Annotated in this window: 13 protein-coding genes and 1 tRNA gene; 9 read left to right on the top strand and 5 right to left on the bottom strand. The window is 41.3% G+C overall.

Features of this window, described 5'->3' with window-relative positions:
• Positions 1-9: 9 nt before the first annotated feature.
• Entirely contained in the window at positions 10-2,634 is a 2,625-nt protein-coding gene (gene adhE / locus JI65_RS08485; RefSeq protein ID WP_191015203.1) for a bifunctional acetaldehyde-CoA/alcohol dehydrogenase, read from the bottom strand.
• 204 nt (positions 2,635-2,838) lie between these two features.
• On the opposite strand from adhE, the gene JI65_RS08480 reads away from it, so the two are divergent.
• Positions 2,839-2,925: transfer RNA gene (locus JI65_RS08480), tRNA-Ser, on the top strand.
• Between the two features lie 114 nt (positions 2,926-3,039).
• Here the strand turns inward: JI65_RS08480 and JI65_RS08475 are convergent.
• Entirely contained in the window at positions 3,040-3,612 is a 573-nt protein-coding gene (locus tag JI65_RS08475; protein WP_191015200.1) for a hypothetical protein, read from the bottom strand.
• Between the two features lie 179 nt (positions 3,613-3,791).
• Between JI65_RS08475 and JI65_RS08470 the strand changes: the two genes are divergently transcribed.
• The gene (locus JI65_RS08470) at positions 3,792-5,096 is read left to right on the top strand and encodes a carbamoyl phosphate synthase small subunit (protein ID WP_191015197.1); all 1,305 of its coding nucleotides are present in this window, start codon (positions 3,792-3,794) and stop codon (positions 5,094-5,096) included.
• 38 nt (positions 5,097-5,134) lie between these two features.
• Positions 5,135-9,352, top strand: coding sequence for a carbamoyl-phosphate synthase large subunit (gene carB, locus JI65_RS08465; protein ID WP_191015194.1), 4,218 nt, complete (start codon positions 5,135-5,137; stop codon positions 9,350-9,352).
• On the opposite strand, the gene JI65_RS08460 is transcribed toward carB, so the two are convergent.
• On the bottom strand, positions 9,349-11,754 hold the full coding sequence (locus JI65_RS08460) for an ATP-dependent RNA helicase (protein WP_191015191.1): 2,406 nt from the start codon (positions 11,752-11,754) through the stop codon (positions 9,349-9,351). The genes carB and JI65_RS08460 overlap by 4 nt on opposite strands.
• A 34-nt stretch (positions 11,755-11,788) precedes the next feature.
• On the opposite strand from JI65_RS08460, the gene JI65_RS08455 reads away from it, so the two are divergent.
• The gene (locus JI65_RS08455; RefSeq protein ID WP_191015188.1) at positions 11,789-12,634 is read left to right on the top strand and encodes a Cof-type HAD-IIB family hydrolase; all 846 of its coding nucleotides are present in this window, start codon (positions 11,789-11,791) and stop codon (positions 12,632-12,634) included.
• A gap of 104 nt (positions 12,635-12,738) precedes the next feature.
• On the opposite strand, the gene JI65_RS08450 is transcribed toward JI65_RS08455, so the two are convergent.
• A complete protein-coding gene (locus tag JI65_RS08450; protein ID WP_191015186.1) occupies positions 12,739-14,865 on the bottom strand; it encodes a beta-1,3-glucanase family protein in 2,127 nt (708 codons plus the stop codon).
• Between the two features lie 237 nt (positions 14,866-15,102).
• Positions 15,103-16,731: an RICIN domain-containing protein gene (locus tag JI65_RS17105; protein WP_197971925.1), complete on the bottom strand. Its 1,629-nt coding sequence runs from the start codon at positions 16,729-16,731 to the stop codon at positions 15,103-15,105.
• Between the two features lie 366 nt (positions 16,732-17,097).
• On the opposite strand from JI65_RS17105, the gene JI65_RS08440 reads away from it, so the two are divergent.
• The 5 genes from JI65_RS08440 to JI65_RS08420 all read left to right on the top strand — a co-directional run bounded on the left by JI65_RS08440 (position 17,098) and on the right by JI65_RS08420 (position 25,452).
• Positions 17,098-18,084: a leucine-rich repeat domain-containing protein gene (locus JI65_RS08440; protein ID WP_191015184.1), complete on the top strand. Its 987-nt coding sequence runs from the start codon at positions 17,098-17,100 to the stop codon at positions 18,082-18,084.
• Between the two features lie 27 nt (positions 18,085-18,111).
• Positions 18,112-19,437 (top strand): zinc-ribbon domain-containing protein, encoded by a 1,326-nt coding sequence (locus JI65_RS08435; RefSeq protein ID WP_191015181.1) that lies wholly within the window; start codon positions 18,112-18,114, stop codon positions 19,435-19,437.
• 11 nt (positions 19,438-19,448) lie between these two features.
• On the top strand, positions 19,449-21,479 hold the full coding sequence (locus JI65_RS08430; protein WP_191015178.1) for an SUMF1/EgtB/PvdO family nonheme iron enzyme: 2,031 nt from the start codon (positions 19,449-19,451) through the stop codon (positions 21,477-21,479).
• A 10-nt stretch (positions 21,480-21,489) separates the two neighbouring features.
• On the top strand, positions 21,490-24,075 hold the full coding sequence (locus JI65_RS08425) for a YwqG family protein (RefSeq protein WP_191015175.1): 2,586 nt from the start codon (positions 21,490-21,492) through the stop codon (positions 24,073-24,075).
• 105 nt (positions 24,076-24,180) lie between these two features.
• Positions 24,181-25,452: an ATP-binding protein gene (locus JI65_RS08420; RefSeq protein WP_191015172.1), complete on the top strand. Its 1,272-nt coding sequence runs from the start codon at positions 24,181-24,183 to the stop codon at positions 25,450-25,452.
• The last annotated feature ends 11 nt before the right edge of the window (positions 25,453-25,463 follow it).

Raw genomic sequence — 25,463 nt, 5'->3', positions numbered from 1 at the left:
AAATGTCTGTTATTTTGCAACAAACTCTTCTGTGTAGTAAGCGTCTGTAAGAATCTTCTTCATGTCCTCAACGAGTGGAACACGTGGGTTAACTGGAGAACACTGATCCTCGTAAGCGAGGTAAGCGAGTTTCTCAACGTTAGCGAGATACTCTTTTTCATCCAAGCCCTGTCCCTTGAAGTTCATGACGATTCCAAGTCGCATACCAAGCTCACCACAAGCCTTAGCGTAAGACTCTACACCTTCTTCAACAGTTTTTGCCGGGAGACCGAGCATACGAGCAAGCTCGCAGTATCGCTCAGCAGCCTTGAAGTAGTTGTATTTTGGCCATGTTGAAAGTTTGTCTGGCTGTGTACCGTTATAACGGATTGTGAATGGCAAGAGGATAGCGTTTGCACGTCCGTGTGGAACGTGGAACTCACCACCAATCTTGTGAGCCATAGAATGGTTCATACCGAGGAACGCATTTGCGAATGCCATACCTGCGAGACAAGAAGCGTTGTGCATCTTCTCGCGAGCTTCTGTGTCAGCAGCTCCGTTGTTGTAAGAGCGTTCGAGGTACTGGAATACCATTTTAATAGCCTGAATACAGAGACCGTCTGTGTAGTCGTTAGCCATTGTTGAAACATAAGCTTCTGTTGCGTGTGTAAGAACGTCCATACCTGTGTCGGCAACAATCTTCTTTGGCAAGCCGTAAGTAAATGTTGGGTCAACGATAGCGATTGTTGGTGTGAGTGAGTAGTCAGCAAGAGGGTACTTCTTGTGTTCTGTTTTGTCTGTAATAACAGCGAACGGTGTAACCTCTGAACCTGTACCAGATGTTGTTGGGATACAAACGAGCTTAGCTTTTTTGCCCAAGTCTGGATAGCGGAATGCACGCTTACGGATATCCATGAACTTCTGTTTAAGGTCGTTGAAGTCAACTTCTGGGTACTCGTAGAAGAGCCACATACCTTTAGCACAGTCCATAGAAGAACCACCACCAAGAGCAATGATTGTATCTGGAGCGAATGTGCGCATAAGCTCAACACCTTCGCGTACAGTCTGGATTGATGGATCTGGCTCAACATCGCAGAAGAGCTGGTACTGAACAGGATCGCGGCGGAGCTTCAACTGATCAGTGATTTTATCAACGAAACCAAGCTCAACCATAGAGCGGTCTGTTACGATGATAACTTTGTGAACATCCTTCATCTGGTGGATGTATTCGATTGAATCACGCTCAAAGAAGATTTTAGACGGTACTTTAAACCACTGCATATTATTTCGTCTCCTACCCAATTTTTTAATGTTCAAAAGGTTAACGGCACTAACGTTGTCGTCTGTTGAGTTGTGTCCGTAAGAACCACAACCAAGTGTAAGAGATGGGATAAATGCGTTGTATACGTTACCGATTCCACCGAATGTTGAAGGAGAGTTCCAAATTACGCGGATAGCAGGAACGAGGTCGCCGAATTTCTCAGCCAATTCCTTGTTAGAAGTGTGGATAGCAGCCGAGTGACCGAGACCACCAAATTCAAGGAACTGCTTAGCTTTCTTCATACCGTCTTCTGTGTTCTCAGCTTTGAGAACTGCAAGAACTGGAGAAAGTTTTTCGCGAGTAAGGCACTCTTTCATGCCAACTTCTTTACACTCAACAAGAATGATGCTTGTGCGCTCTGGAATTTCAAAACCTGCGTTCTTTGCAAGAACAACCGGATTCATACCAGGAACTACAGCGTTGAGTTTAGCAACAGTCGGATCCCCGTCTACGCCGAACATGTATTTTTCGAGCATTTTCTTTTCTTTGTCGTTACAAAGATATGCGCGATATTCTTTGAATGTTTTGATTGCGTCGTTGTAGATTTCTTTATCGATGATTGCACCCTGCTCAGAAGCACAAATCATACCGTTGTCGAATGCTTTTGACATTACGATATCGTTGATTGCCTGTTTGAGGTTGCAAGTTTTCTCCACGTAAGCAGGAACGTTTCCAGCACCAACACCAAGGGCAGGCTTACCCTGAGAGTAAGCAGAACGAACCATTGCGTTACCGCCAGTTGCGAGAATTGTCGCAACTCCCGGATGACCAATAAGAAGGTTAGTTTTTTCAAGTGAAGGTTCTACAATCCACTGAATACAGTTCTTTGGAGCTCCCGCAGCAACAGCAGCATCATAAACAACTTTTGCAGCAGCAATAGAACATTTTATTGCACTAGGATGGAATGAAAATATAATTGGATTTCGTGTTTTCAAACAGATGAGCGATTTGAAAATCGCAGTAGAAGTCGGGTTTGTAACAGGTGTAAGACCAGCAACGACACCTACAGGTTCTGCAATTTTTACAACACCTGTAACGTCATCATCTTCAACAACACCAACAGTTTTCAGGTGACGCATGTGATTTACAACATATTCACACGCAAAAAGGTTTTTTGTGGCTTTGTCTTCAAAAACGCCTCGTTTAGTTTCTTCAACAGCAAGTTTTGCCAAAGAACCATGTTGATCAAGAGCTGCAACGCTCGCTTTAGCTACAATGTAGTCGATTTTTTCCTGATCGTATGAAGCGTATTCTTCCAACGCTTTCTGAGCTTTAGCGACCAACTCATCAATCTCTTTCTGAGGTGCGCTTAACTGTTCTTTTTCTTCAGCCATTTAAAAATTCCTCCTCAATAGAACTATTAAATAGTGTAACACAGTTTTTTAAATAAGAAAAATGAAAAATATAAAAATTTTAACATTTATTTAGCTTTATAGTCAAAAAAATCAACATTATTTTACAAAAAGAATTTTTTTTCTGATTTTCTCAAAACCACTTTACACAGATTCTACAAACTGATATAGTAAATATCACCTTTTGGAGCGATGGCAGAGAGGCTGAATGCATCGGTCTTGAAAACCGACATACGGGTAACCGTATCGGGGGTTCAAATCCCTCTCGCTCCGCTAAAATCCAGTCCAATTTCGGGCTGGATTTTTTTTATTTTCCAGAGTTTACTTTTAGTAACTTCAAAAAATCTTCAACTCATAAATTTTGATATAAATCACAAAAAATTACCATCAAAAAAGGAAATATCCAGCCAAAAATGCAAATGGAATTGGCAAAATCCAGTTTGCCCAGCTTAAAATCCAATTTTCCACATCATCAACCATAAATCGTTTTAATGCTTGCAGTTCATATTTATTTTTTAAGATTTTCTCTGAAAAGACAGAAATAAGCTCATATATCAATACAAATATCAATCCATAGCACACTAAATAATGCACAGTATGATTTTCTACTAAGTTTTCTTCGATTTTTTCATAAACTATTCTGACATATAAAATTTGCGCCACAAACAAGCTTAGAAAAAAAGTTTTGAAAAGTGGCCGGCATTTGGCATAGAATAAAACACATATAAAGAAAGAGATGATTAAATACGATTCAAAAATTTTATTAAATTTTTTACCCGCCTCCATAGCAGGATCCTTAAATACTTCAAATTGATTTTCCATCCGTTCAATATGTTTTTCTTCCTCATAGTTTTTTATCACACCATAGATTTTTTTATAAGTAAAACTAAAAAGTATCAGAAAAATAATCGAAATAGCGATAAAAGCAGGAACGGCATAAGCTTTTAAATCTGGTTTCATTTTCTCTCCCAAAAAAATAACAGTAATTTATTTGATATACGACTACAGCATATCAAATCTTCCCATGCGACAGAACGAGTTTTTGAGGAATCTTAAATTAAGTTTTATTTATAACTTAAATTTATGCCTTCGCATGTGCTTTTATAAGGTTTGTAAATTTGCTATAATAATGCTTTAGTATGAGTACTAAAGCATGCCTCGTCCTGGCTAACGGACAGATTTTTGAAGGAAAAAGTTTTGGCGCTTCGGGTTGCATAATTGGCGAAGCAGTTTTTACGACCGGTATGAACGGGTATCTCGAAACCCTCACCGATCCTAGCTATTACGGACAGATTGTTACACAAACGTTTCCACTAATCGGAAACTACGGTCTGATTCCGAACGATTTGGAAAGTTCAAAAATCCATGTACGAGGCTACATTGTACGTTCCTGGTGCACTGACCCCTCCAATTTCCGCTGCGAAGGGCAGATTGATTCTTGGCTAAAAAATCAGAACATTATTGGTCTTTATGACATTGATACACGAGCTTTAACAAAAGTTCTCCGAGAAGCTGGTGTTATGAACGGAATGCTTATTGCTGGTGATTCTGACGAAGCAAAAGCAAAATTCGCATCTTTACAAAATCCTACCGAAAAAGAAAAACTTCTTAACGAAATAAAATCCTATAAAATTCAAAATGCCGTTGAAACAGTCACTTGCGATGCCGTTAAAATCGAAAAAGACGCACAGACAGTATTCGCTGAGTCAGCTCAATACAAAGCGGTTCCTGTTCGCGCCGACGGAACAAAAGAAAACGACCCAGAAATCGCAATGAAAAACGGAAAAGGCAAAAAAGTCGTTCTTTGGGATTTTGGAGCAAAAGCAAATATCCGCCGCGAGCTTTTAAAACGAGGCCTTGAAGTCGTTACAATTCCTGCCACAGCTTCGGCAAAAGACATTCTTGACGTAAATCCAGACGGAATAATGCTTTCGAACGGTCCAGGAGATCCTAGCGACAACGTTCAGATTATAGAAGAAATCAAAAAACTTTTGGAAAAAGACATTCCGATTTTTGGAATTTGCCTCGGCCATCAGCTTTTGGCACTCGCAAAGAATGCAAAAACCTCAAAACTAAAGTACGGCCACCGCGGAGCAAACCAACCTGTAAAGCGACTTGCAACAGGTCGAGTCTACATTTCGTCACAGAACCACGGTTACGCGGTTGAGAACGACTCGCTTCCAAAAAGTGCAGTTTTGAGTTTCGTGAACACGAACGACGGCACTTGCGAAGGAATCACTTACACAGACACGCCTTCGTTCAGCGTCCAGTTCCATCCAGAGGCTTGTTCAGGCCCAATGGACACAACGTTCCTTTTTGACGAGTTTGTAAACCTCATCAATAATCATTCGTACTTTAAGGATTTTAGGGCGAATACGGAGCGGGTTGACGCGATTTCCTACTTCGCATCAACAATCAAAAACACAAAAGCACACAACAACTAGTGCAGTAAATAATCATCAGCTTAACGCAGGAGCAAATAATGCCACTTAATAAAGATATTCATAAAGTAATGGTTATTGGTTCAGGCCCGATTATCATTGGTCAGGCAGCGGAATTTGACTATGCAGGCTCACAGGCTTGCAAGGCCCTTAAAGAACAAGGACTTGAAGTTGTTCTCGTAAACTCAAATCCTGCAACGTTGATGACCGACCACAATATGGCCGACCACATCTACATCGAACCGCTTATCCCGGAAACAATCCAGAGAATCATCGAGAAAGAAAAACCGGATTCAATTCTTTCATCCCTCGGCGGACAGACAGGACTCACGCTCTGCATGGAGCTTGCAAAATCAGGATTCCTAGAAAGCCACGGCGTTAAGCTTTTGGGCGCAAAACCTGAGACAATCGACAAGGCGGAAGACCGACAGATGTTCAAAGACACGATGGAATCCATCGGAGAGCCTTGTGTTCCTTCAAAAGTCGTTACGAGCTACGAAGATGCTTACGATTTTATGAAAAACGGAATCGGACTTCCTGCGATTATCCGACCTGCATTCACGCTCGGCGGTACTGGTGGCGGAATTGCCTACACCGAAGAAGAATTTGACGAAATCGCCCACAACGGACTTCACCGTTCACCGATTCATCAGATTCTCGTAGAAAAATGTATTTCTGGCTGGAAAGAAGTTGAATTTGAAGTTATGCGAGACCATTCTGGCAACGTTCTTACAGTCTGTTCAATGGAAAACTTTGACCCGGTCGGCGTTCACACAGGAGACTCAATCGTAATCGCACCGACAGTCACTTTGAGCGACAAAGAATATCAGATGCTCCGCTCGGCTGCATTGAACATTATTTCTTCCCTCGGAATGGAAGGCGGATGCAACTGTCAGTTCGCGTTAAAGCCAGATTCGTTCGAATATGCGGTTATCGAAGTAAATCCTCGCGTTTCACGTTCATCGGCACTGGCTTCAAAAGCGACCGGCTACCCAATCGCAAAAGTAGCGACTCTCATCGCAATCGGTTACAACTTGGACGAGATTCCTAACTTCGTCACCAAAAAGACGGCTGCCTGCTTTGAGCCGGTTCTCGATTACGTTGTCGTAAAATTCCCTAAATTTCCGTTCGACAAATTTGTTTACGCCGCACGAAAGCTCGGCACTCAGATGAAGGCCACTGGAGAAGTTATGGCAATCGGCCACAATTTTGAGACTGCGATTATGAAGGCAGCCCGCGGTGCGGAAGTCGGAGTTTCAAGCCTAAACCTCAAAGTCTTTGCGGAAGAAAGCGACGAAAAAATCAAGGAACGCGTAGCAGACTGCACAGACCAGAGAATCTTCGCAATTTTCCAGGCAATCAAACGCCACATCCTTACAATAGAAGAAATCAATCAGATTACGAAGATTGACTTGTGGTTCCTCGCACATCTTAAAAATCTTGCCGACATGGAAGCAGACTTTGCCGACGTAAAATCTGGCAAAAAAGAGCTTACACTTGATTTCTACCGTGCAGCTAAAAAATACGGCTACCCGGACAAAGTTATCGAAGAAATGACAGGTGTAAAAATCGTCGGCTCAACAGGCAACTTAAAAGAAGCGGACGAAGCAAAAAAACTCGTTGAATCAGGAAAACTCGCACACCTCATTGCAACTTACAAAATGGTCGATACCTGTGCAGGCGAATTCTCTGCCGAAACACCGTATTTCTACGCAAGCTACAACAAAGAGAACGAAGCTGAAGCATTCCTTGCAGAACGTGAATCACAAGGAAAAAAATCTTCAAAAGGCACGATTATCGTTCTTGGCTCAGGACCAATCCGAATCGGTCAGGGAATCGAGTTCGACTACGCTTCGGTACAGTGCGTATGGGCATTAAAAAAGCTCGGCTACGACGTAGTTACGATTAACAACAACCCAGAGACCGTTTCAACCGACTTTGACACTTCCGACAGACTTTATTTTGAGCCACTTACGCCGGAAGACGTAATGAGCGTAATCGAAACAGAAAAGCCGATTGGCGTTGTTGTGGCATTCGGCGGACAGACGGCAATTAAGCTTACGAAATTCCTGGACAGACAGGGAATCAGAATCATGGGAACTTCGGCAGATTCAATCGACCTTGCCGAAGACCGCGAACGATTCGAAGAACTCTGCGAAAAACTCAACATCAATCGCCCGAAAGGACTCACCGTATTCACGGAAGAAGAAGCTCTCAAAGCTACAAGTGAACTTGGCTATCCTGTTCTCCTCAGACCTTCTTACGTTCTCGGCGGACAAAACATGATTGTTGCGTTCAACGATGATGACGTAAAAGAATACATGAAAATCATCTTGGCTCAGGGAATCGAAAATCCAGTTTTGATTGACCAGTACATGATGGGCGTTGAGCTTGAAGTAGACGGAATCTGCGATGGCGAAGACGTTTTGATTCCAGGAATCATGGAGCACATTGAGCGCACGGGAATCCACTCAGGAGACTCTATTGCCGTTTATCCGAGCTGGAACCTTAACGACGTTCTGCGACAAAAAATCATCCGCCAGTCAAAAGATTTGGCCATTAAACTCGGAACAAAAGGTCTCGTAAACATTCAGTATCTCATCTACAACAATGACCTTTACATCATCGAAGTAAATCCTCGTTCAAGCCGAACAGTTCCTTACATTTCAAAAGTCACTGGCGTTCCAATGGTAGAACTTGCCGTTAGAGCAATGCTCGGCGAAAAAATTAAGGACATGGGCTACGGAACAGGACTTTACAGAATCCCGCCATACTTTGCGGTAAAAGTTCCTGTATTCAGTTTTGAAAAACTCATGGACGTAGACACGCACTTGGGACCAGAAATGAAGTCAACAGGTGAAGTTTTGGGAATTGCGGCAACGCGGGAAGAAGCGATTTTTAAAGGACTCGTTGCGGCAGGTTACTCAATGAAGCGTTCAGGCGGCGTTCTCTTTACGATTAGGACAACCGACCATTTTGAAATCCCAGATTTGGCACGCAAATTCTACGATATGGGATTTAAGCTGTACGCAACCGAAGGAACTGCAAAAGTCATCAGCGACTTTGGAATGGAAGTTCAGGTTGTGGCAAAAATCCGCGAAAACCCAGAAAACAACATTCTTACGCTCCTTGACTCAGGCAAAATCGACTATGTTATTTCAACATCTGCAAAGGGACGCGACCCGCGCGCAGACTCTGTACGAATGCGAAGACACGCGGTTGAAAAAGATATTCCATGTCTCACAGCAATCGACACCGCGAACGCAATTGCAGACTGTCTCCGTTCAAGCTACTCTGCCGAAAACGTCGAACTTGTTGACATCAACAAGCTCCGCGAAAGCAAGCAAAAGCTCAAGTTCACAAAAATGCAGTCAACAGGAAACGACTTTATTATCATCAACACGATGGAGCAGAAGGTCTTCAATCCTGCAGGTCTTGCAGTTCGTCTCTGCGAACGAAGAAACGGAATCGGAGCAGACTCTCTCGTTCTTATTGAAAAGTCCGACATCGCTGATGCAAAAATGCGCTTCTTCAACATGGACGGAACTGAAAGCCGCGTAGCAGGAAATGCCATCCGAGCAGTTGGCAAATTCCTTTACGACAATAACATCAATGGAATTCAGGACGACGGAAAACACGGTGATCGAAGCGAACCGACAGCCCACGTTGACGTTGAGACAGAAGCCGGAATCAAACATCTCGTACTCTATAAACTCAACGGCAAAGTAAATTCCGTTACCGTCGATATGGGAACGCCAAAATTCAAGGCAAAGAACATTCCGACCAAACTCAAGTCCGTTCCAGTCACACTTTCTGATTCACGATTGCCAAAAGAGGCAGTTATCAACGCGCCTCTTCAGGTCGGCGACAAGGAATACAAAATCACTTGCGTCGGAGTCGGAAACCCGCACTGCGTAATTTTCAGCAAATTCGTTGACAAAGAGCCAGTCGTAGAAGAAGGACCACTCATCGAGCATCACAAAATGTTCCCGAACCGCACGAACGTAGAATTCGTCCGCGTCGTAAGCAAAAACGAACTTAAAATGCGCACCTGGGAACGCGGAAACGAGGAAACTCTTGCCTGCGGTACAGGTGCATGTGCGGCGGCAATTGCAGCGGTTCTTAACGGATACTGCCCGATTGACCAGAATATCACCGTAAAAGTTCGCGGCGGCGTTCTGATTGTACGCTACACAGGCGAAACCGTTCTCCTTACAGGCACAACAAGCGTCTGCTACGAAGGAGAAATCGAAGTCTAATCATCAGCCGCTATTCGATAGTCCCAATTGTGCTTCGGATAGCGGCTTTTCATTTCTTTGCAGATTTCAAGCCAAGCCCCTGTCCAAAAATGTTCCAAATCTTCAGTAATTTGAAGCGGACGACGGGCAGGGGAAAGCAAACGAAGTAAAACAGGCACGCCCAGCACTTTTGGAGTCTCAAAACAGCCAAAAATATGCTGAATTATCACTTCAAGAACAGGTTTTATCATACCATTTTGCTTTTCATAAATGATTTTGCGTTTTTTTCCGTTCGGCAAAACAATTTGAATCGGAACTTCCCTGTCGATTAAAGTACCATCGAAATACCAATAAAGAGCATCAAAAACCGTTTTAGAGTTTAAATTCGTCGAATTGATGAAAGGTAACAACCATTCGTTAGTTTTAGATTGAAGATTTTCGAATTTCTCTTTTAAAACCTGAAAATCGAAATTTTGAAGACTTAATTTATTATTCTGAACTTCTTTCGAAATTTCATCACCAAATGCAATATAAAACTCTACACGCAAAAGAAAAGCTTCAATTTGACTATCAATCGGTAGCCATTTAAGACCTTTTTCCTGAACGGCATTACAAACCGCCTCTCCAAAATCACTTGGCTCCACAGGAATTTTCTTTTTTTGGAGAACAATCTCCCCGTACGAGCGGATTTCATACTTTTCAAGTTTGATTTTCTCATCATTAACAAAATCAGCTTTTGTATAAACTTCCGAACGTTCGTTTAGCCATTGCAAAATATCTTTCTCTTCTACAGGCTCATAAGAGTAAATCTTCCCGATAGAAGAACCGGCATTCACCTCAGGTGCTACAATCCACGCAGGAGCATTGATTTTATCGAGAACAGCTTTTCGCCCGCTCACAAACTGATACACAGACTGATTATTACTAACTTCCGTTAGTTTTCCAATTCTATCGGGAAAACCTTCAAGCAAAAACAAAGCCGTATCTTCTACAGCAAAACCTGTTTCCGAAACGCGACTCAAACGGCGGCTCAAGTCTTCTAAAAAACAATTCTGCCGCGCAGGACTTGCATCTGAAAACTCAGAAAATTTGAGCACGGTTGGCAAAGCCTTCTCGCCACACAAGGCAACACAAGCCAAGCGCGGATTTAACCCCAATGTCAGTACGGCTTTCCCCTTTTTGGTGATTGCGCCATTTTTTAAGCACCCAAGTCTTTTTAAAAGGTCAAAAGCACCGTTCCAAGAAGCCTTCGGTGGCTCATCCAGCCAGCTTAATTTTTCAGGTGCAAAACCACCCCATTGCGCACATTCCAAAACAAGAGAAGACAAGTCTGAGCGAAGGATTTCTGGCGGAGTATCTTTGGGACGAACGTCATTTTTGTTCCAAAGCCGAATGCACTTTCCTGGAGCAACGCGACCTGCTCGGCCCGCACGCTGATCAGCACTGAACATACTGCATTTTTCGGTTACTAACTGATTCATAGACAAACTAACGTTAGTTTTATTCAATCTGCACAATCCAGAATCAATTACGGTCGTAACATCTGGCACTGTGAGCGAAGTTTCGGCAATTGCTGAAGAAAGAATTATTCGACGCGGAGAGCCTTGTTTTGCGGGCGAAAGCACTTTACGCTGTTCGGCGAGCGGAACTGAACTATGAAGAATAAGAATTTCTGCTTCATTCTCAGAAAAAACTTCTCGCAGCTCTCGAAAAACCTTGTTGATTTCATAAATGCCAGGCAAGAACACCAAAATCGAGTTTTTGCCCGATTTTGAAGGCGGTGAGCAAAGAGAAAATTCACTTTTTATCAAACTAACTATCGACAGTTTATCTTCATAAATAATTTCGACTGGAAATTGTCTTCCTGGAATCTTCATAAATTCTGCATTTAAATACTTAACTAACGTTTGATAGTTAATAGTAGCGCTCATCACGATAACGTACAAATCATCCCGCAACTCCATCGTTTCTTTTAAAAAAGCCAGAACCAAATCGGCATTTATTGAACGCTCATGGAATTCATCGATTACAATCACGTTAATGTCTTCAAGAAGCGGGTCTTTTTGAAGACGTCGGGTAAGAATCGCCTCGGTAATCACTTCAAAACGTGTATCTTTTGAAATATTCGAATCGAGATGCAGCGTATAGCCCGCGGTTTTTCCGGTTTTCTCTCCCAAAAGAGAGGCAACTCGGTCAGCGATTGCGGTAACGGCAAGACGCCGGGGTTCAAGCATGAGAATCTTGCCAGAAAAATGTTTTAAAAGCGCAAGTGGCACGGCCGTGGATTTTCCGGCTGCAGTTTCTGCCGTTAAAACTAAAAATCGGCTTTTGCTCAATGACAGTTTTTCGCAAATTTCGTCCAAATAAGGCGTTATAGGGAGATTTTTTATTTCGTCAGGGTATTTTGAGTCAGTTTTATCCATAGAATCATTCTACAATAAAATGTATATTTTTTTTATGACTAAGACACCTGACAAAAAACTTGATGTAAAACTCATTGCATTGGATTTGGATGACACGCTGTTGAATAACGCCGGCGTGATTGGCGACAAGAATGTTGAGGTGCTTCGAAGATGTGCCGATACTGGGATTTACGTTGTTCTCTGCTCCGGGCGGCTTGAAGCTGGAATCGCGCCGCACGTGCACAGGCTTGAGATTGCCGGCAAGGAAACAGGTCGCTACATCGTGGCCATTAACGGATGCAGTATTTTTGACATGCACAAACGACTTCAGCTAATGTGCAACAAAGTTGAGCCAGAAATCTTGCTCCGTGCAAACGAGATTGCGGAGGAAGCAGGGCTTAGGACTCAGATTTATTCGACCGACACGATTTACTACGGAGAAATGAATCCGTGGATTCAAATGGATATTGATTTGTGCAAAGTTCACGGTGAAAAGGCAAAGGATTTTAAGGCAATGCTTTCGCAAGGCTCCCCAAAAATGCTGATTCCATGCAACCCAAAAACGCCAGAAATCGCTCAAACACTTTTGAAGAAGCTAAAAGATGAGTTTGGCGAAAAAGCAGTCGTTTTTACAAGCAAGCCATATTTTTTGGAAGTTCTCCCGCCGAACTGCGGAAAAGGCGAAGCACTTTTATGGCTAGCAAACCACATTGGAATCAAAGCTGAGAATATGATTGGTTTTGGTGACGGCATGAACGATGAAAGCATGATTAGTAAATGCGGATACGGCGTGGCGATGAAAAATGGCTGCGAGTACATAAAAAATATTGCAGATTTTATTACAGAAAAAACCAATGACGAAGACGGAGTTGGGGACTTTTTGGAAAAATACGTACTATAAAAAAACGGCGTGCTCAAAAAGAAATTCCGAACACGCCAAAAAATTTGCTGCGGGGTAGGGGAGACATTACCCCGCAGCACAAGTTAAAAATCCTATTCTTAGAATTAGAATCCAAGTCTTACGACAACGCCACGGGCATTTGTCGTGAATGTCGTTGCGCTCTGGTCGTTAACGTCATCGTAGCAGAATCCGTAAGCAAGACCGCCACGCTCAGAATGGTCATGCCAGAATTTTGCAAAGTAGTTGCAAGGACCTGCATTGTAATACGCTGCGGCGTTGTTCCAATAAGCATCTGGCTCAAGGTGTGCAACGTGACGATTAAGGGCCGCACAAATCCATGCTTCAAGAGCCAATTCCATTGGGTTTCCGCTTGCCAGAACTCCGTAACCTTCAAATACTTCGCTGGTACTTGGCTTTCCAACAATAGTGTATGTTACGCCGGCCTGACAGATGTTTCCGTATGCTTCAACACAGCGGAAGTACAAGTTGTTTCCGTCACCAGTAAGAATGAATTTTCCCTGCGGATGCGTTACAGTCTGTGACTTTGAAGCAATTGTGTTCCATGTTTCTGTAACGTAAGCATCAAAATAATTTCCGTAAGCTCCGCCACTTCTTTCATCAAAACCAGCTTTGCAAGGTGCTACAATCCTGTATTCACTTAAAAGAGTCTTAAAAGCAGGAGACATTTCGTTGCGGTAGGCATTCCAGATTGATTCACGGCTGGAAGAAATTCCTGTCTGCTGAACCCGACCGTCATTGTCGTAAACATTCATCAATACTGGGAAACCGAGCTGGTCAACCTGAGTTGTGTTAACCCAGAATCCGTTTTCTGTAACAGTGAACTCAAGCCAGTCAAAATATGTTTCATAGTTAGGGTCAGAAGGATTGCTCAAAGAAGGAAGAACAACGCCGTTACCAATACCCTTCATCGAAAGAGGCTTTCCGTAAGAATAGTAAATGCGTCCTGAATGTGCCAATGGCATCTGGAAACCAGTATTCTTTACATCTGCCAAAGTGTACTGCCATGCAGAAGAATCGCTTGCTCCAATCGGTACAAGAGTTCCGTCCGGGCGGGCATAGCACCATACGTTATTTGAATTCATGCAGATTACGTAAATAAATATTTCGCTGTCAGAAAATGCTCCGTGAGTATGATTCTGGAACTGATAAGTGAGCTTCATTCCGTTCTTGCGTTCAACAAGAACATCGTTTGTGTCAGTAGGAATTCCCTTTCCGTCATTTACAATCGGCTGTGTTGGCTGAGGATTTACTATAACAGGCTCACTTGGAGTTGAAGGCTGTGGAATTACAACCGGTTCAGCAGGAGTTTCTGTTGATGGACTTTCAACAACTGGAGTTGAAGAAGCGTCAGAAAGCTTTTCGATTTGCCAAAGCTGCGCGTCAGTTCCGTTCCATGTCCAAGTCTGAATATTTGCGCCGTTTTCTGTAGAAGCAGAAGCAACGTCAAGGGCAAGTTTTGAATATGCGTTGATGATTTTATAGTAAGAACCAACTTTAGAAATGTTCCAGTGCTGATTCTGATTTCCGCAGACTGTCCACTGGAAAACATTTGTTCCGTCTGTAGTTCCCCAAGCAGCTGCGTCAAGGGCAAGTCCTGAATATGAGTTTACGATTACCCAAGTTCCGTCTGTGTTCTGTGTAAGAACCCATGTCTGGTTAGCCTGATTGTTTCCGTAAGCCCACTGATGAACATTAGAGCCGGCTTCTTTTTTCCATCCGTCATTGTCCAATGATTTTCCAGAGCACTTTGAAATGATTTTGTAAGTTGCGCCAGAAACAAGTCCCGTGCTGTCTGCAACAGGGGCTGCCGTGCCCTTTACAGAAACTTCAAGACCTTCCGCTTCTGAACGGCGGCCATTCTTTACTGCTGCAACTGCAACAACGTGCTTTCCGGCATAGGCTTTAACTTCAACTTGCTTCAAAACAGAAGTCTCTTCAACTTTCTTGCCGTCAAGATAAATGTACCATGCGTCCGGACGTACTGCAGGACATCCCCAAGTGACTTTTACAAGATTGCCTGAGCCTGTGTCTGCAACAAGACCGAACGGAGTTGCAATAGAAGAATCTACAGCAATTGAATCAACTTCAACAGCACTTCTTGATTCTGAAGCTGCATTTAAAGATAAATCTTCATCGATCAAATTTGAGCATCCAAAAAAAATGAATGCAAATGCAGCACCAGCCAAAAGTGCCAACTTTGTCTTTTTCATAAAAACCTCGTTTTCTCCAAAGCATTTTTAATGCCTTTTCTATAATTAAACCTGTCCAAGCATCCCCTTATCTGAACAGGATATTTTGAATAATTACGCCAAGATTTACATGGCAAGTCGAAACTAAAAAATTCCCCCAAACTAGTACATTGAATTTCAAATAATTGGTCCGGCTACGCTCAGCAAGTGCGGATACTGAAACAAGTTCAGCATGACTCTTATTTGTTATTCGTTGTACTAATTTCTTTCATAAACACGGACATAATCCACAAGCATTTTTGCAGGAAGGTCCTTGTCAACTGGTGTGTGACCGTTGTCAAAATCACCACCCAAAGCAAGATTCAGCAGAATGTAGAACGGTCTGTCAAAAGGTGCCGGATAAGCGTGTCCGTCTGACCACCAGGAAGAAGTTTCAAAATAAACGTTTCCGTCCACAAGCCACTTAAGTCTGCCATAATCCCATTCAACTGCATAAGTGTGGAATCCGGAAATTGACTGTTCCTGCGGGAAAGTATAAGTTTTTCCAGAATACTGGTTTCCTGGCCAAGCTTTTCCAAAATGAATCGTTCCGCAAACTTCTCCCGGCAAACGACCGCGGGCTTCCATAATGTCAATTTCGCCAGAAGAAGCCCATCCGCCGTATTCATCTGTTGCAGGAAGCATCCAGAATGCTGGCCAAATTCCACTTCCTTCTGGCAATTGAATTCTTGCTTCAATACGACCAAATGTTTTTGCAAAAAGCCAAGTTCCGTCGTCCTTAACAGTTCTCAAGCGAGCAGAGGTGTATCTCTTTCCGCCGTAATTTTCTTTTTTTGCTTCAAGAACAAGTTTTCCGTCAGTGATGTAAGCGTTTTCGTTTCGGTAATACTGAAGTTCGTGATTTCCCCAGTCGTCAATTCCATACTGACTTCCGGTACCAGTCTGAATAGCCCATTTTGATGAATCAATAGAGTTTCCGCTAAATTCATCGCTCCAAACAAGATGCCATCCGCTCGGAACAGAATCTGAAACCTTTTCGATTTGCCAAAGCTGCGCGTCAGTTCCGTTCCAAGCCCAAGTCTGAATATTTGCACCGTTTTCTTTTGAAGCGGCGGCAACATCAAGGGCAAGTTTTGAATATGCGTTGATGATTTTATAATAAGAACCTACTTTAGAAATGTTCCAGTGCTGATTTTTATTTCCGCAGACTGTCCACTGGAAAACGTTTGTTCCGTCTTTTGTTCCCCAGTTTTCTGCATCAAGAGCAAGACCTGAATAAACATTTTCAATTACCCATGAGCCGTCAGGATTCTGTGTAAGAATCCACTGCTGGTTCGCCTGATTGTTTCCGTAAGCCCACTGATGAATATTTGAACCGTTTTCTGTTTTCCAGCCGTCATTATCTAAAGATTTTCCTGAACACTTTGAAACGATTTTATAAGTTGCGCCAGAAACAAGCCCCGTACTGTCTGCAACAGGAGCTTCCGTACCCTTTACAGAAACTTCAAAACCTTCCGCTGGTGAACGACGGCCATTTTTTATTGCTGCAACTGCAATCACATGCTTTCCGGCATAGGCTTTAACTTCAACCTGCCTCAAAACAGAAGTTTCGAAAACTTTCGTTCCGTCAAGATAAATGTACCATGCGTCTGGCTTTACGATTGGACTGCCCCAAGAAAAACGGATAAGGTTATTTTCTTTTACATCTGCAACAAGGCCGAATGGCGTCGCAATAGAAGAATCCACAGCAATTGAATCAACTTGAACAACACTTCTTGATTCAGAAACTGCATTTAAAACTGAACCTTCGTCAATCAAATTTGAGCATCCAAAAAAAATGAATGCAAATGCGGCACCAGTCAAAAGTGCCCACTTTGTCTTTTTCATAAAAACCTCGTTTTCTTTTTGGTCAATCACCTTTGGAGCTACAAAATAACAGTTTATTATCTTTACATTTTTTTTCAGCAAAAAACAATAGTGATTTTTTCGGTTTAGACCTCTTTATTTCGGTTTTTATAAAAATATTGTTATAATTTAGCGAAGCTTTCAAGCGTGGTTGCCTAGAGACCCAATAAACCGGCAACTAAAATACGATAACGCTCGCTTAGGCGATTTTCTACTGACACGAAAGTTTATGCACTGCTTTCTGACGGGGAACTTCCAAAATGGTATATTGCCACGGCTTCAGCATAAAAACCAGGTCTGTTTAAAATTTAAAATATGTGCTAAAATTCTTATTATAAAGGAAAAAAAATGAGTGACAAAACAACTTACACAGAAGACGACATTAAGTATTTTTACTGGGACAGAGCCTATTCTTCTTTCTTAAAATATCTTGAGTACAAGGCAGATTCACTATTCAAACTTGGAAACGTTCAGGATTCCTTCTATTATTATGAACTTATTTCTGAATTCTATCCTGCTGACTGGAAAGGCTGGTGGGGAATTATCCGCTGTTTTTCCGGCGACTTCAAGACTTTTGATTTTATTGACAGCGAAGTCTATGTAGAAAAAATGAAAAAGACTGCAACCGATGGAGAAGGAAAAGTTGAAGTTGAAAAAGTAGCTTCTCTTTTTGATTCTCAGTGGGCTGAAATTCAGGAAAACCGCAAGAAGAGAGCCGAAGAAGATGCAAAGCGCAGTGCCGACAATTTCTACAACATGAAGTTCAGGCGCAAGAATGGCGTTCTTACTGAATACAACGGTTCTGACAGCGTGGTCATCATCCCGAAAGATGTTAGCGTGATTGACGACGCAACTTTCCGTGATAACGGACACATTGAGCGCGTTGTAATTCATTCTGGCGTTGTAAAAATTGGAAAAGATGCTTTTGCTGGTTGCAGCTCATTAAAGAACATCACAATTCCTTTGAGCGTGACTGAAATTGGAGAAAGCGCATTCTACGGCTGCACGGCTCTTGAGCGCATTACTTTTAACGGAAACATTGAAACAATTGAAGAAAACATGTTCAGCGGCTGCGAAAATCTTAAGAACGTTACGATTAAAGAAGGCGTAAAGCACATCAAAAAAGCATTCGTGAGCTGTAAATCACTTACTTCAATCGTTATTCCAAAATCTGTTGAAGATTTGGCTGACTTCTGTTTTTCAAGCTGCGAAAATTTGACTTCGGTTGCGATGCTCAACGAAAATATTTCTATTGGAAGAAGGGCATTCCTTTCCTGCCCGATTGAAAACAAAGAAGAACTCACGGAAAAATTCGGTTCTGAAATATTCCGCTAAAAAAGATATCCAAAGGAGAACAGAAAAATGAAATGCCCGGAATGCAACAAAGAAATTAGCGACGGAGCAAAATTCTGCCAGTACTGTGGGGCAAAAATTGCTGCTGCCTCTTCAAAAGCAAAAAACGAAACGCTTGATTTGAAGCTTAATGCAGATGAAATTGCAGCATATTTTTCTCAGAAAAACATTGCCTCTTATGATTCATATTCTTCCGTAAATATTCCAGAAGGTGTTTTTGCCTTTGCGTTTACTAAAAACGGAAATATTGCAATCAACTCAGGCTTCAATGAATTTTCAAAAACGCAGGGCAACGGCGGAATTATTGGCGGACTCAAAAAATTAATTTCAAGTGAGTCAAACGCTTCAATCGCTCTCGTTAAAAAAGCTGTATTCCCGCTTTCATTTTCTTTTGCGAACCTTGAACTAAGTTCAGCTTTCTTTGACATTGACGCACAGCTTCTCTGCCGCGTAAATGACGGAAAGCTGTTTTTGGAATCATTCCTTTCTGATTCATCTTCAGTCGGAGTCGCTTCTGTTGAAGAAACAGTTTTTAACCTTGTAAAGAAAGTTTTAACAGATTCACTTTATGAAAAATCCGCAGAGGAAATTTTAAAAGGAAAATCTGTTGCAAACGAAGTCTTTAATTCGCTCAAAGAAAAATTCAAATCTCTTTATCCGTGTTTTGAGCTTGTTGAACTTTCGCAATTTGAAGCAAGAAACGAAAATCTTTCTTCAATCAAAAAATCAAGCGAAGACTTTGAAGCAGAAACTAAGCATCGCGAACTTGAGAAACAGAGACAGGCTTCCGCTTTTGAAAGTTTCCAGACTTCAAATCAGTTTGAGCAGGAATACAAAAAGATTCAGCATGAAAACGCTCTTTCTGAAATGGAAAGAGAAACTGAACTTAAAAAGACAAATCTTGAAAACGCTTCCGAGCTTGAAAAAACTGAACTTTCCAACAGGATTGAAAAGCAGAAAATTCAGGATTCTTATGATAACGAGCGTTTCTCTAAAAAGCTTCAGCAGGACAAAGAAGAAATGCAGAATCAGATGGAGCTTTTGCAGCAGGCACTTAAAATCAGGAACGCAAGAAAAGATGCCGACGCTGAGCGCGATATGATGCTTCGTGAACAGGAAATGAATTTTGAACTTGAAAAATTGCGCATTCAGAATGAAGGCTTAAAGATTCAGAACGATGAAAAAATCCGCTCAATGCAGGAAGAAGCCCGCTTGAAAGATGCTGAGTCAAAATCAAAAGATGAAAAGTCCGAGCTTATAAAAGAGCAGAACAATGATTACAAGAAAATTATTTCTGAGCAGATAAAAACTCTGGGCGAAAAGAAAGACTGGTAAAATTGTAAATTATGAAGTGCGAAAACTGTGGATTTGAACTTGCTGATGATGCAAAATTCTGCCCTGACTGCGGACAGAAAGTAATCAGAAAAATGCCCTTTAGCCTGGGTGAAAAAAATGTAATTGCCGGCGATGTTTATGGAAGTAAAGAAGACATTCATGTGCGCGGAAACGCAACTTTTATAAACAAAGAAGACGATACTTCAAAAATTAGTCCGTGTGCAATCTGCGGAAGACACATTCTTCTGCTTTCTGGCTACACTTGCAGAAAATGCGGCAAGTTTGTCTGCGCGGAATGTTACAGCCGAAAGCACAAGGTATGTGCTGACTGTGCAGAAGAACTTGAAGCATCTGAATCAAAAGAAAAAGCAGTGATGAAAAACCTTGAGTCTTTTATCAAAGCTCAGGCGGGCAATTTTGATTCTGCGGAAGATTTTTCTGAAAGCGCAAAGAATTTTTTGCAGCAGCAGTTGTCTACAGCATTCAACTCTATAAAAGACAAAAGTAAATATTCTCTGGATATGGTTTTTGTAGAAACAGAAAAAGAACCTTCGATGTATTTTGCAAGTCACCCGGTTACTCAAAAAGAATTTGCTGATGTAATGGATTACAATCCGTCAGTGTTCGCAGAAAATGATTCAAATCCTGTGGAAAATGTGAGCTGGTACGAAGCTCTTGTTTTCTGCAACAAACTCAGCGCACGTGACAATTTAAAGCCCTGCTATTTAATCGGCGGAACTTCTGACACAGAAAAATGGATTAAAGAAACTGGCGTAATCCCAGAAGAAGAAAATGCTCTTTGGGAAAATGTTCAGCTTGACAAAAACGCAAATGGCTACCGTCTTCCAACAGAAGCTGAATGGGAATATGCGGCCTGTGACGGAAAGAACTTTGAATATGCCGGCACTGATTTTTTTGACGAATGTGCTTGGTGCTCTTCAAACAGCAAAAACTCAACGCATGAAGTCTGCAAAAAAAAGCCGAATACACTTGGCATTTACGATTTGTGCGGAAATGTCGGCGAGTGGTGCTATGAAGAAGGAAACGACAGTTCCAAGCCTGTCCGCGGCGGAAATTTTTCTAACCGACCTGACGACTGCAAAATCTCTTCCTGTGTAAAAGAATTTTCTTTTGACAAAAGTCCTGCAACAGGATTCAGAGTATGTGCTTCTGATCTGGATTATATTGCGGAACTTTCAGAAAATGTTTCAGCAGGCGTAGTAAAAAAATCATCTGAAATCCGCGCAGATTCAAACAATGATTCAACCGTTGAGTCTGAAATAGAAGAAACTGAAAAAGCAGAAGAAACTGAAATAATTCCGCAGAATAATATTTTTAAGAAACTTCCCTCTGAAGAAGAAAAAGATTTTGACACAGAAGTTTTTTCTTTGGAAAATGCAAAAATCGTTCTTGAAAATATTGAAAACAGAATGATTCTTGTTGAAGGCGGAAAAATGGAACTTGGAAGTTCAGACGAATATTTTGAAAATCCAGTTCACACCGCGGAAGTAAAAGATTTTTATATTTCTCAAATTCCTGTTTCCCAGAAGATTTTTAAATTCATAATGGGAACAGAAAAACTTTCAAACCAGCAGGAAGAATTTGGAAACAATCTTCCTATATCCTGTGTAAGCTATCTTGATGCCGCAGCCTTCTGCAATGTACTTAGCAGGCTTTCAGGTCTTGAAGCTGTTTACAGTGTCGGCGGAAAAACGGAGCCGTCTGACTGGGAAGGTTTTGAATTTCCAAATGAGAAAATCAATTATAACTTCAGCGATGATTTTAAAATCAATGTTGATGAAAATGCAAACGGCTATCGTCTTCCTTTTGCTGATGAATATGAATACGCAGTACGAAACGGAATTAAAGCAAAAGATTTTTCAGGAAGTATACGCGAATGGCTTAACAATGCAATTTCAACAAACAAAGGAATTTCTGAATTAAAAGACAGCGACGCTTTGCATTACACAGTTACGCTCAATGAATGTAACATTGACAGCCGCTACCCGAACACAGGTTTCCGAATCGCAAGAAAATCTTAAAGGTGAAAAAATGAAGTACGAAATCAAAATTGTAAAGCAGGGCTTTTTGGGAAAAGACACAATCGACATAAATAAGCTTGTAAAAGGCACTGATTTGAAATACGGGCTTTTTGACGAAATCGGTGTGCTTGAAGAAGGCAAGGGCAGCGAAGACGGAGCATTTTTTTACCAGACCGAAGAGACTGGCTGCGGAGTGTTTTTTAAAAATCAGATTAACGAAAAAACTCAGTCGGGCGAAGTTGTTTTAACCGTAAACGAACGCATTACAAAAAAAGAATTGTATACAGATTATTTTCTTCTTGGAAAAATTTTGAACGCCGTAAAGAAGCAGTTTTTTACCGTAAAGATTTATGAGAACGGCAATTTGCTGACAGACGAAATGCTTGATAAAGGCAGCTTCTTTGGAAAAGACTCTTACGAATACAGCAAAATCTGGGAAAAAGAATTCGAAAGCTTTAAGGAAAGCACAACTGACGGATTTGTTCAGGGACCGCTCTTTCCGCTTTTTATGGATAAAAGTTCACTGAACAGTTTTCTCTCGTATTCTTCAGAAATTGCACACTCTGCGGACTCTGGAAACAAATATGCCAGACACGAATTTTTTACAGACAGCGAAGGCATAAAAAAACTCAGGTTCTATCTTGATGAAAATAAATCTGCAATCATGCCGATGGACGCGCGAACAATAAAAGAACACTGGAAATGTCCTGCAGTCATAAATATCAGCGGTACGGATTTTCCTTACGACAATGCGATTTATGAATTAAAAAAAACAAAGAACGTAACATCGTTTGACAGAAGACAGTTTAAGCATGAGAGTCTTTCAAATGTTCAGTTAAAAAAAATGGCTCAGGCCGTTCAGAAAAAACTCGATACAGAACAGTTCCCGGATTTTAATTTTAAGCTTGCCGTGATTTCAAATCTTGTAGAAAAAAATCCGAGCTTCAAAGAAAAATACGAAGAGTACATCTTGGACTACGCCGAAGACCACCGCGACCGCAAAAATGATTTTCTTTGCGAGAAAGTTGAGGAATTTTTCCGTGAGCTTGTTCTTACTGAAAGCGACCTTGAAAAAGTTACGCACCTTGAATTAAGCCGAGAGAATGATTTTTACTTTGCGATAAAACCTGAATGGCGTGGAGAAGATTCGCTTTTTGACATTGAAAACTTTAGAGGACTAAGGCATCTTTCAAACTTGCAGTCATATTCTTACGACGGAATCATTTGCCCGTCATCACTTCTTAAAGAACTTACAGGTCTTGCAAAGTCTGACTGCGACTTGGACGAAACTGACTACAGTTCGCAGGACGAAGAAGAAGAAAACGAAGACGTAGATGAAGATTTTGATGAAGAAGAAGAAAATGAAGAAGATGATGATTCAGCTTCAGAAAATTCCTTGCCTGGAGAATTCAGCCATTTTCTTAATCATTCAGCTTCCGATGAGGAAAAATCTTTTGTAAAAGAAATGATTATAAAATACTGCTCTGAATACGATGAAGAAGACAATGAAAAAAACAACAGGATTGGAGTAATAGCTCTTTATCTGAACGGAAGTTTTATTTCACAGAACTTGAATCGTGAAACCCGTGAGCAGATGCTTTCTGGGACTTTAAAATCGGGTTATGTAAAAAATTACGGAGCGAGTTTCAAGTTTGTAAATGACGCAATCGAAGCAAATGATGAATACAAAAAGCTGTATCACATTTTTGCTGAAGAAAACGACTCTGTTGAAGATGATGAAGAAGAAACTTTTTACAGCAAAGAAGATTCATTGAAGATTCTTGAGCTGGTTGAAAAGCAGACAGAAATTCCGTCAGTTGAAATTAACATACACGCCGCAGAAGAACCGCTCCCGCTCACAAAAAGCAAATTCGGCGGATTTCCGTACTGGCCAAAAAACATGGAATACCCGACATCAAAAGCGGACGGAGAAAAGCTCGTTCTTCTTGCGCAGATAAATTTTGCAGAAGTTCCACATCTTGCAGACTTTCCTGAAAGTGGCATTTTGCAGTTTTTTATCAAAGCTGAAGACCTTTACGGATGCGGATTTGATGGTGAAACGGCTCAGGATAACTGGCGCATAATCTTTCACGAAAACATAGAAGAGCCCATGACAGAAGATGAACTTCGTGCTCTCGGCGTAAAATCTGCGGGCGACTTAAATAATGATGATGAATGTTATTTTCCGTTAAACTCAGAATTTGCGCTTTCTTTTGAAGAAACAGTACACTCAATCGGGCCAGAGTGCGACGACCGTTTTGACAACGCCGTAGAAAAAGCTGCAAAAGAACTTAACCTTCCTGTTCCAGAAGAAGCTGTTTCCAGCTTTAATGTTCTTAATAATGAAGTCTATGAAACATTCTTTGATGAATATCAGGCAGGACACAGAATCAGCGGCTATCCATATTTTACACAGAGCGACCCGAGAAGTGCAGACGACGGCTACGACGTGCTCCTCTTGCAGATTGACAGCGTTAATGACTACGGGCCCGAAATCATGTGGGGCGACTCAGGGGTTGCAAACTTCTTCATCAGACGCGAAGACTTAAAGAAGCGTGACTTTTCAAAAGTCATTTACAACTGGGACTGCTACTAATTAAGCAATAGGAAAATTTAAAAATAGCGCAGTTGATGTTGGTAAAAATCTGAAAATAGCGCAGTTGGTATTGATAAAAACTCGAAAATAGCGCAGTCTATTGTTATGGACATAAAGAACATAGAAACTGTTTTGCTTGAACAAAGAGAAGAATTTAACTCGTGCCTGCAGCAAGAATACTGTTCTCGACCAGAAGAAGAACTTGTGGATCTAAACAGTAAGCTTGCACAAGTTGTTATTGGAATCAGACGAAGCGGAAAATCAACTTTATGCTTTAATGTTATAAAAAAATCGGGCGGAAAATTTGCCTATGTCAATTTTGATGATGAACGTTTGTCAGCTATCACCACAGAAGATTTAAATTCAATTCTTGAATGTTTGTATAAAATATACGGTGATTTTAACCACTTATTCATAGATGAAATACAAAATATTGGCGAATGGTATTTGTTTGTAAACCGCCTTTTAAGAACTGGAATGCATGTGCTCATAACTGGCTCAAATGCAAAACTTCTAAGCGGAGAACTTGCAACTCATCTTACAGGTCGCCATTTAAAAGTTGAATTGTTCCCTTTTTCTTTTGCTGAATATTGCGAGTATAAAAAAATCAGCACTAGTCATGGAACAACAAAAGAAAAAGGTTTTTTGAGGGCTGCCTTTGACGATTATCTTCATGACGGCGGTTTTCCAGAACTGCTAAACGAGAAACGGAAGCAGGCGTACATCAATACTCTCGTAGATAGCATTCTGAAAAAAGATATAGAAAAGCGATATTCGGTAAAATACAAGGCTGCGTTTGAGAATATTGCAAATCACTTGCTGGATAATGCACCTGCAAAAATCAATTATAATGAATTGCAGAATCTTTTTTCACTAAAGTCCGACCACACGGCAGAAAACTATGTGAATTACACAAAAAACGCCTATCTGATTTGTGGGCTTCACAAGTATTCTGCCAAAAGCAAAATCCGTGTTCGTGATGAAAAAGCGTATGCTGTAGATGTGGCTTTGATGAATAACAGGGAAAATGCACTTGCAGGAGATAATCTTGGATGGAGGCTGGAGACAATTGTTTTTATTGAGCTGCTCCGTCGTTATAGACCGTTGGAATATGATGTATATTATTATGATGAAACTTCTGGCGAGGCTGATTTTCTTGTTTGCAAAGGGAATTCTGTTCAGAAAATAATTCAAGTAAGTTACGATATTTCAAATCCTAAAACATATAAGCGTGAAATAAACGGGCTTTTACTTGCTTCCAAAAAAACAGGTTGTAATGACCTTATGCTTATCACGGATCACGATGAACAAAGTTGTGTTGTTGATGATAAAAAAATAGAAATAATTCCAGCCTACTCATGGCTTGTAGAAAAATGAGTGATTCCAAA

Source organism: Treponema zioleckii (assembly GCF_014737315.1).
GTDB lineage: Bacteria > Spirochaetota > Spirochaetia > Treponematales > Treponemataceae > Treponema_D > Treponema_D zioleckii.
The sequence above is the reverse complement of the archived record's forward strand: the minus strand, read 5'-3'. Positions and strand labels throughout refer to the sequence as shown.

What these genes read in the sequence shown, in the direction of transcription:
- adhE (WP_191015203.1), bottom strand. Translation starts at nt 2,634, where the DNA reads ATGGCTGAAGAAAAAGAACAGTTAAGCGCACCTCAGAAAGAGATTGAT.
- JI65_RS08475 (WP_191015200.1), bottom strand. Translation starts at nt 3,612, where the DNA reads ATGAAACCAGATTTAAAAGCTTATGCCGTTCCTGCTTTTATCGCTATT.
- JI65_RS08470 (WP_191015197.1), top strand. Translation starts at nt 3,792, where the DNA reads ATGAGTACTAAAGCATGCCTCGTCCTGGCTAACGGACAGATTTTTGAA.
- carB (WP_191015194.1), top strand. Translation starts at nt 5,135, where the DNA reads ATGCCACTTAATAAAGATATTCATAAAGTAATGGTTATTGGTTCAGGC.
- JI65_RS08460 (WP_191015191.1), bottom strand. Translation starts at nt 11,754, where the DNA reads ATGGATAAAACTGACTCAAAATACCCTGACGAAATAAAAAATCTCCCT.
- JI65_RS08455 (WP_191015188.1), top strand. Translation starts at nt 11,789, where the DNA reads ATGACTAAGACACCTGACAAAAAACTTGATGTAAAACTCATTGCATTG.
- JI65_RS08450 (WP_191015186.1), bottom strand. Translation starts at nt 14,865, where the DNA reads ATGAAAAAGACAAAGTTGGCACTTTTGGCTGGTGCTGCATTTGCATTC.
- JI65_RS17105 (WP_197971925.1), bottom strand. Translation starts at nt 16,731, where the DNA reads ATGAAAAAGACAAAGTGGGCACTTTTGACTGGTGCCGCATTTGCATTC.
- JI65_RS08440 (WP_191015184.1), top strand. Translation starts at nt 17,098, where the DNA reads ATGAGTGACAAAACAACTTACACAGAAGACGACATTAAGTATTTTTAC.
- JI65_RS08435 (WP_191015181.1), top strand. Translation starts at nt 18,112, where the DNA reads ATGAAATGCCCGGAATGCAACAAAGAAATTAGCGACGGAGCAAAATTC.
- JI65_RS08430 (WP_191015178.1), top strand. Translation starts at nt 19,449, where the DNA reads ATGAAGTGCGAAAACTGTGGATTTGAACTTGCTGATGATGCAAAATTC.
- JI65_RS08425 (WP_191015175.1), top strand. Translation starts at nt 21,490, where the DNA reads ATGAAGTACGAAATCAAAATTGTAAAGCAGGGCTTTTTGGGAAAAGAC.
- JI65_RS08420 (WP_191015172.1), top strand. Translation starts at nt 24,181, where the DNA reads ATGGACATAAAGAACATAGAAACTGTTTTGCTTGAACAAAGAGAAGAA.